At 73.8% G+C, this 7,272-nt stretch carries 5 protein-coding genes; all 5 read right to left on the bottom strand.

All coding sequences use genetic code 11. The features are described from left to right. Positions 1–61: 61 nt before the first annotated feature. The gene (locus ACFY2A_RS28025; RefSeq protein ID WP_387175992.1) at positions 62–3,652 is read right to left on the bottom strand and encodes an ATP-binding protein; all 3,591 of its coding nucleotides are present in this window, start codon (positions 3,650–3,652) and stop codon (positions 62–64) included. 71 nt (positions 3,653–3,723) lie between these two features. Further along, entirely contained in the window at positions 3,724–4,137 is a 414-nt protein-coding gene (locus ACFY2A_RS28030) for a hypothetical protein (protein ID WP_387175980.1), read from the bottom strand. Continuing rightward, positions 4,134–4,394: a hypothetical protein gene (locus ACFY2A_RS28035; protein WP_093401959.1), complete on the bottom strand. Its 261-nt coding sequence runs from the start codon at positions 4,392–4,394 to the stop codon at positions 4,134–4,136. Before ACFY2A_RS28035 ends, ACFY2A_RS28030 begins: the two co-directional genes overlap by 4 nt. Before the next feature lie 19 nt (positions 4,395–4,413). After that, positions 4,414–5,076 (bottom strand): hypothetical protein, encoded by a 663-nt coding sequence (locus tag ACFY2A_RS28040; protein ID WP_387175984.1) that lies wholly within the window; start codon positions 5,074–5,076, stop codon positions 4,414–4,416. A gap of 145 nt (positions 5,077–5,221) precedes the next feature. Beyond that, positions 5,222–6,556, bottom strand: coding sequence for an AAA domain-containing protein (locus tag ACFY2A_RS28045; RefSeq protein WP_387175995.1), 1,335 nt, complete (start codon positions 6,554–6,556; stop codon positions 5,222–5,224). Positions 6,557–7,272 lie beyond the last annotated feature (716 nt).

Here is a 7,272-nt window from a genome sequence, read left to right on the forward strand (position 1 = left end):
TCAACTCATCGAAGTGGGTGGGTGGGGGTTGGGGTTGGTGGGTGGGGGTTGGGGGGTGGGGTTAGAGGTGCCAGGGGAGGGGGGTGGGTGGGAGGTAGCGGCAGGCGGTGCCGGTGGAGATTGTGGCGCGCAGGTGGGTGGCGAGGGGTGGGTGCCGCTGGTCGAGACGGCGCAACGTGTCGCGGATGCGGGCGGTGACTGTCTTGCGGGCCCGTTCCGCCTCGTCACCGAGCCGACGGGTACGTCCGGCCAGCCCGGCGGCGGCCCGCAACTGGTCGATCAACGCTTGCCGCTCAGCCTCCAGCGCCGCCACCCTGCCCTCGTCGCCGCGCCCGGCCGCCAGATCGATCTCGTCGTCGAGCCGTTCCAGGTGGCGGCGGTAACGGTTCTTCGCTTCGTCGTCGAGCACCTGATCGCCACCCATCCGGCGGGCGGCGACGAGTTCCGGCCCGGCGGCCGGGTCGAGTAGTTCGACCGCGGGTACGTCGACGCCCGGGTAGCCGAGCAGCAGTCGCAGGTCATGCAGCCCTTTGGCGTCGGGTAGATGAACCGTGCTTCCGTCGAAGGTGAGTCGCCAGACGGCGCCCTCGCGCCGGAACTCGTACGCCGGGCCCACCGCGCCACCGTTGCCGGCCGTACCGGCTGGCATCGACCCCACGGCCGACCCGTCCGACGCCCACCGGGCTGTGGCCGTCCCCGCCGGGCCAGCCGCCAACCCCGCCGCTGGACCCGCCATCGCAGAGCCAGCCCCCGCTGTGCCCGCCGCCGCTGTGCCAGCCGCCGCAGTGCCCGCCGCCGCTCCGCCCGCCGCCGCAGTGCCCGCCGTCAACCTGTCGGCCGTGGCCGAGCCGGCCGCCGGGTCTGCCTCGGCGGACCGCTCGGGTGCCTCGGTGGCCGGCAGGGCCGGCGCGACGGCGGCGAGTCGGGCCAGGATCTGCGGCAGGTCGAGTTCGCGGGCCTCACGCTCGGCATCGGCGCGCAGGGCGGCGGCGCTCGTGGCGTCACCCGGGCCGCCACGAGCGGTCAGCGCGTCGGCGAGCGCGGCCCGGGCGATCAGCGACCAGGGGCGGGCACCCATCCGGTCAGCGGCGGCGCGGGCGGCGGAGAAACCGGCGACGGCGTCGTCCCAGCGCTGCTCGGCGGCGTCGACCACGGCGAGCCAGTGATCCACCGGGCCACTGAGGTCGCAGCCGTACAGCGAGACGAGCCACTGGCCCCGGTACGGCAGCAGGGCCTGCCGGACCTCGGCGCAGCGGCTCGGGTCGGCGACCGTGGCCTGGGCACGCGCCCGCAACCACATCGGCGAGATCGACCCGGCGAACCGGGTACCCGCGGCTTCGAGTTCCGCGGCGAGGTCGGCCGTCGTGCGGTGGTCACCGCGTTCGGCGGCGGTGATCGCCCGCAGCAGGCCGAGGTGCGGATGATCGGCCGCGGTGAGCCCGTCGAGCAACGCGTCGGCGTCGTCTAGTCGGCCCCGCAGCAGCAGCAACGCCCAGCGCAGGTGGTGCCCGAGGAAGGCGTGGTCGGCGTGTTCCCATTCGTCCAGCTCACCGAGTTCGGCGTAGCACGCCTCCGCACCGGCGAAGTCGCCTCGGAAGGCGCCGATGATGCCGCCGTCGATGGCCGCCGCCATCCGGTGCCGGGGCTTGCCGGTCTGCCGTCCACCGGTGACGAAGGCGGTGAGTTCGTCGAGATAGTGCGGGTCACCGAGTTCCAGCAACGCGACCCAGCGCAGGGAGGTGGACCACAACTCTGTCTCCCGGTCCCCGTTGCGGCGCGCGACGTCGCGGATCTCGCCGGTGAGCGCGGCCCGTTCGGGGGCGGTGCCCAACCCCCAGGTGGAGTCGTGTCGCACCCACAGGCTGAAGGTGAGCGCCTCGTCGTCCCGCGTCGACCGGGCGAGCGTCTCGGTGGCGGTGATCAGGTCCGCTTCGAGGACGGCCGGCCCGGCGCTGTCGTCGGGTTCGCCGATGAGCCGCCGGTACGCCTCCCGCAGCAGCGCCTCGCCGTCGATGCCGGGTACCGGCTCGAGTTGCCAGTGGCGACGCACGTTGAGCGCGAACCGGGCCAGCGTCGCCTGGTCGTCGACCGTCAGGGCCAGCGCCGTGGCGTCGCTCAGCAGCTGACGCGCCTCCTCCCGGGCACCGCAGTGAAAAAGCTGATCGGTCAACGCCGTCATGATCTTGACTCGCTGGAGGTCGTCCCGGACCACCTCCAGCGCCCGTCGAAGGTGAACGGTGGACTCCTCCAGCGCCAGCCGGCACCGGGCGTCCCGGGCGGCATCGAGCAGCAGCTCGGTGACGCGGAACGCGTCCAGATGCGCACCGGCGAGCCACGCGTGGCGGGCCACATCGGCCGGGATCAGCAGCTGGCCCAGCGTGTCGTACTCCTCGACGGCCCGCACCACGGCGGCGTGCCGCGCTCTGCGGTCGTCCTCGGTCAACGCGTCGTAGAGCGTCTCGCGGACCAGGTCGTGCACGAAGGCGTACCGGCCGTCGCCCAGGCCGAGCAGCAGTCGCCCGGTGACCGCGACCTCCAGCAACTCACCGACCCGGGGCGGGGGCAGGCCGACACTGACCGCGAGAACCTCGCCGTGGAACTCGCGCCCTAGGACGGCGGCGACGGTGAGCGCTTCGGCCACCATGGCGGGCAGGTGGTCCAGCCGCCGCCGCACCACCTCCCGTACGCCGGGAGGGATGGTGGCCAGCCCACCGTCGGCGTGCCAGAGCCGGGCGGTCTGCTCCACGAAGAAGGGGTTGCCGCCGGTACGCCGGTGCACGTCGTCGAGGCAGTTGGCGTCGGGCGTCCGACCGGCGGTACGGGTCATCAACTCGCCGACCTCGTCCCGGGTCAGGCCGCTGAGGCTGATCGTGGTGGCCTTGGCCATCAGCGACATCAGCAGCGGCCGTAGCGGATGGTCGGCGGCCTCCACCTCGGCGTCGCGGTAGGTGCCGACGAGCAGCAGCCGCTCGAACCAGGTGTGCTGGGCGGCGAACCGCAGCAGTCGCATCGACGCCGGGTCGGCCCAGTGCAGGTCGTCGAGGATCACCATGACCGGCCGGCGCTGCGAGACCGCGACCAGCGCGGTGGTGACCGCGTCGTAGAGCGCGAACGCCTCCTGCTCGGCCGCATCGCCCTCGCCGCGGACCGACGTCAGGACGCTGCCCTGACCACGGACGCCGCCTGGCACCAGAGGACCCGCCGCACCGTCGGCGGTGCCCGGCGCCAGAAAGCTCGCCTCACCGTGAGCGGTGCCCGGCACCAGAGAGCTCGGGTCACCGCCGGCGGTGCCCGGCACCAGAGGACTCGCGTCACCGCGGGCGGTGCCCGGCACCGGAAAGTTCGCCTCACCGAGCAGCAGGGCGAGTGCCGGCTCGGCCGACTCCCGGGCCACCGCCCAGTCCTCCGACGACCGACGCAGCCGGCGCAGCACCTGCGTCCAGGGCCAGTAGCCGGGGGCGCTGGCCGAATCCCAGCAGGCGCCACCGAGCACCAGTGCACCCTGTCGACGGGCCTCGTCGGCGGCGGCGGTCACCAGGGTCGTCTTGCCGATGCCGGGCTCACCGGCGACCAGAACCAGCCCCCCGTGGCTGGCGCTGGCCCGGTCGACCTCGGCCCGCAACAGACTGGCCGGATGATCCCGCCCGATCATGAATCCGCCCGCCCGCACGCCCATGGCAACCGACGGTAGCCGACCGGGCCGACACCTCGTGGCGTCGCGGCTCAGCGGGCGTCGGTGACCACGTGGGCACAGGCGGCGCAGGCGGCCGGCCCCTGTTCGGCGAACCAGCGGCAGGTGCGCCGGATGGCGCAGCGGGGTAGTTCCACCTCCGGTTCGCCGGCGGTCTGCGCGTACGACGCGACGAGGCGTTCGCCGAGCCCGCAGTGGTCACCGGTCCAGAAGCCGCACCTGCTGGTGACGCAGGGACCGGCGAGCCGGTAGCGAGCCTCCACCGGGACGTCCGCCTCCGCCGCCGCGGCGACGGCCACCTCCGCGGGCAGGGCCGGGGTCACGTACGCGACCCGGCCCGCCGGAGTGATCATGCCGAGGAAGACCGTGGCGTTGCCCGCGGGCGTACTCGGGCACATCCGCTCCCCCGCCCCCGACGGGGCCGGCCCCTGCGGCGGTCGGGTCACTTCTGCAACCAGAAGCCGATGTCGTTGATCTTCTCGCCGAGATCCTGGGCGAACGGACCATCGATCACCCACAGGCCGTACCACTCGGGCCGCAGCCGTAGGTTGGCGTGGCCGAGGGCGAGCGGGTTGCTGAGCTTGGTACCGGCGACCGAGAGCGCGGCCAGACCGGCCTTCTGGATCTCACCGGCGATCTGGCTCTGCTGCTCGGATGTGAGGTCGACGCCGTCGACCACGAAGCGGAACTCGTGGCGTGCCATGGTGTTTCCTCCGGTTCGTTCAGTAGGTGTCGGTACGTAGCCCGCGACGCAGTGCCGCCCTGGTGAAGGCCGCCCAGCCGGAACGGGAGGCGGCGTCGAGACGGCCCACCTGGTGGCGCCACGTCGTGGCACCGGCGGTACGCACGCCCCACAGCTCGCGGCACGCCGCGACCGCGAACGCGACCTGCTCGGGTGAGCCGGTGAACCCGGCCGCCGCGTCGACCACGCGCAGCCCGCCGTCGGCGGCGACGCTCACCTGGCCGAAGTGGTGGTGCAGGCTGGCCAGGGTGCCCAGGTGCGCGCGGTCGGCTCGGCCGGCGAGGAACGCGTCGAGCGGCCGATCGTCCACCACCACCCGGATGGCGCGCAGGGTGAACGCCGCCCCGGCGGCGTCGGCCGCACCGACCACCTCGGTCGGCACACTCCAACGACGCGGTGAATTCGCCGACCAGAACGCCAACCAGGCGCCCAGCCGCTCGTGCAGGTCTGGTTGCAGGGCCGCCGGTGCGGCCAGTCGTGCGGTGGCGATCCCGTCGCGGGTGACCGCCGATGCTGCCGCGTTGACCGGGACGGCCGCCGCGGCGGGTGAGGTGACGACGGTTGCGGTGACGGCTGCGGCCGAGGCGACCGCGGTGCCGGCGAGCAGCCCGCGCCGGGACAACGAAACAGATGGGGATGACATGGTCCGCCTTTCTCCGACGGCCTAGGCATCCCACGCTATAGACGGCGACAGATCATCTGAATCGCCCTTGTATCGGGACGCCGACACGAATCCCGGTGATCGACGATGGCGTGAATCCATTCATTCTGCATGCCGTCGCCACTGGTCAACGCGGTGGCTGAGCCACCCTGGTGAGATGGGCGAGGATGGCCTGGTTGGCCTCCCAGCCGTCCGGGAACCGGACCGGCACGTCCAGTTGCGGTGCCTCGGTCGAGGGGTGGGCATCCAGCAGTTCGCCGATGCCGGCGCGGGCCACCACCAGGCAGGCGTGCCGGTGCCGGGAGGTGAGCACGCAGAGCCGCCCCGATTCCAGGTGGAAGGCGGTCGCGTCGCGTCGGCCGGAGAGCGGGTGCAACACGATCGTCACGTCGTACTCCCGGCCCTGGAGGCGGTTGGCGGTGTCGACGGTGACATCCGCACCGGCCTCGCCGAGCCGCGCCCGGATGGCCGCGACCTGGTCACGGTGGGCGGCGCCGACGGCGATCCGGTCCGCGGTGACCGGCGCGCCACCGGGCGCCTGCTCGCTGACCGCGACCGCCCCACGCCGCAGCACCCGCAGCGCGAGCGCGGCGCACGCGGCAGCGGCCTCCCCGTCGGTACGCAGGGTGTGCCGGGCCGGCAGCTCGTACAGTCCCCAGCCGGTGGCGGCGGCCGACTCCACCGCTCGGTCGACGGCGTCACCCGACCCGGACTCGGTGAGGTGCAGCGCCCGGTCGTCCGGGCCGGTGCCGGCGCGGAAGCCGGTGAACGGATAGAACGCGCGGGACACGACCGGGGCCGCCGAGGCGGGCAGCCGCCAGGAGACCGGCAGCCGGTGCACCGGCAGGTGCGGGTTGTGCCGCAGCAGCACCGCCACCGCCGACTGCATCGGATCCCAGGTCAACCCCGCCCACCGGCCACTATCAACTGTGGAAAATGGATCGAGCTGCCCCGGATCACCCACGAACAGGGCCCGCTCGAACCTGCCGGCCACGCGCAGCAGGGCGTCCGAGCGCATCTGGTACGCCTCGTCCACGATCGCCCACGGCCAGCAGCCCTCGGTGACCGTGGCCCACTTGGCGGCCGTACCGATCACCACGGCCGAGGCGGCCAGGTCGCTGACCTTAGCGGCAACCCGGACCTGCGGCTGCGCCTGCACCCGGGGCGACGCCCGGTAGTCGCCCGCGGAGAGCCGCCCGACACGCAACTGCGGCGCCTTCGTGGCGAGCCGGTCGATCAGGTCATCGACCTGCTCGTTCGTCTGAGCAATGATCATCAACGGCGCACCGGTACCCGCCAGCTCGATGGCGGCCCGTACCACCAGGGTCGACTTGCCGGCCCCCGGTGGCGAGTCGACCACCACGCCCCGATGCTCGCCCGACCGCAGGTCGGCCAGCACGGCAGTGATCACCCGCTCGGCCTCGATCGCCGGCGGCACCGCCAGCTCCGGCGTCAACCCCATCTGCCCCACCGGCCGCACCCTACCGCCAGCCACCCCGTCCCGCCCCCGCCCCACCACCCGACGTCAGACACGGGACTGGGGGTCTCCGACAGACACCGGGGCAGGGCCTCCGACAGACACGGCGGCGAGGTCTCCAACAGACACCGGCAGCGGGGCCTCCGACAGACACGGGGGCGAGGTCTCCAACAGACACCGGGGCAGGGCCTCCGACAGACACGGCGGCGGGGTCTCCAACAGACACGGGATGCGGCATGTCGGGGTCTCCGGTAGCCCGGAAGACCCAAGATGCCGCAAGCCGCGAGGAGCAAGGCCGGGAGGCGAGCTGCCCAGACGCAGGTTCGGCCGTGAGGAACTCGGCGCCATGCCCGAGGCGCCCCCGCACCTGGCCCAACGCGGCCTGACGCCCCTGCTCACCCGAACGCGGTCCCGCCGGCACCCTGGTCCGCCGGCCGAAGACGGATCTCACCGACACGGCCGACCGATATGCGGCGTGTCGGGGCTTCCCGCGGACCGGAAGGCCCGATATGCCGCAAGCTGCGAACTGGTTGCCGCGGAGACGGGCCGGTCGGGGTCGGCCGCCGAGGCGTTGGGGGGCCCCCGGGGGGGGGCCCCCCCCCCCCCCCCCGGGCGGGCCCCCGCCACCCCCCCCCGGGGGGGCCCCCCCGGCCCCCCCCCCGAAGTGCCCCCCCCGGCGGCCCCGGCGCCCGCGCCGGGGC

The organism is Micromonospora sp. NPDC000442 (assembly GCF_042898635.1).
Classification (GTDB): Bacteria; Actinomycetota; Actinomycetes; order Mycobacteriales; family Micromonosporaceae; genus Micromonospora.